Genomic DNA, 1085 nt, shown 5'->3' with positions numbered 1-1085 from the left:
GAACATAGAAGCCCGGATTTTTTAGGACGGCTTTGTGCTCCCAGGTCGGTCGTTTGTTTGCCACCACCTCAACCGAGCCTAGGAACAAGGTATTGCCAGATAATCAGGCGAGGGGCTCATGGAAAGCTACCGGAAATTGCTGGTCTTAGGGATGAACGAGGCAATTAAGCAGGGCAGGATATCCCTTGCTGCCCCGCCCGACGATGGTCCAAGCGACGAGGATGGTCACCTGTTTGCCGGTATTGCCGGACATCCGTCCGTAGTACTCTGGGAAAGCATCAGCTTCGGCGAGCTGCGTGTTTCGGTTTGGTGGAACTACGACCACTCGAAACACCCTCAAGCCGGATGCTCAGGAAACGCACGCGAGCGGTTCGGTCACAGCAGGCCGTTAGCGAACAAAGTCCATTACCCGAAATTTGTAGGCGCGACCGCGAGCGCCTGGCTTGAACGGAAAACCGGCAAGCATCTTCAGGGAAATGGCAAACACTATGTATTCGACACCTATCTTCGGGCTGACATGAAGGAAAAGCTTCATGCTGTTCCCGATCCAAAACCGGAAGGCTATGAAGCCGAGGGGCGATTTTTCTTGTAGATTTCGCCGCGCTCGGTCACGGATTTCGCCGCCCATCGACCCTGTCAGGACTATTGTCCGCCTYCCGATATGGCCAGGAACACCGCCTTCTGCGCCTCGAAAGCCCGCTTATATGCGGGGCGCGCTTGCCCGCGCGAGATGTAGGCGCAGAGATCGGGATATTCCTCCAGCAGGGCCGAGCTTTGCAATCTCAGCAGCACCGAGATCATCTGCAGGTCGCCGGCGCTGAATTTCCCGTCCAGCCAGTCGGCATCGCCAAGCCGGGCGGAAAGTTCGGCGAGCCGTTTGCGGATGCGTTTTTCGACATAGGCCAGGCGTTCGTTGTACCAGCTCTCCTTGCCCTCTTCATATCTGGCGGTCTCGCGGTCGACGATGACGGGCTCCATCGTGGAGAGCGCGGCAAAGATCCAGGCGATGGCGCGGGCGCGGGCATTGGCATCACCAGGCAGCAGGCCCGGATGGCGCTCGGCGATATGCAGGATGATCGCGCCGG

2 protein-coding genes are annotated in these 1085 nt (G+C 58.5%); one reads left to right on the top strand and one right to left on the bottom strand.

Going from position 1 to position 1085, the window contains the following annotated elements; all coding sequences use genetic code 11:
• Nucleotides 1–118 precede the first annotated feature (118 nt).
• On the top strand, nucleotides 119–592 hold the full coding sequence (locus AC1D35_RS36345) for a hypothetical protein (RefSeq protein WP_113311376.1): 474 nt from the start codon (nucleotides 119–121) through the stop codon (nucleotides 590–592).
• Nucleotides 593–642: 50 nt separating this feature from the next.
• On the opposite strand, the gene AC1D35_RS36340 is transcribed toward AC1D35_RS36345, so the two are convergent.
• Nucleotides 643–1085: glutathione S-transferase family protein (locus tag AC1D35_RS36340; RefSeq protein WP_477942877.1), on the bottom strand; the 443-nt coding region annotated here is incomplete at its 5' end.

The organism is Rhizobium sp. P1_E6, assembly GCF_056405875.1.
This window is presented reverse-complemented; position numbering and strand designations above follow the sequence as displayed.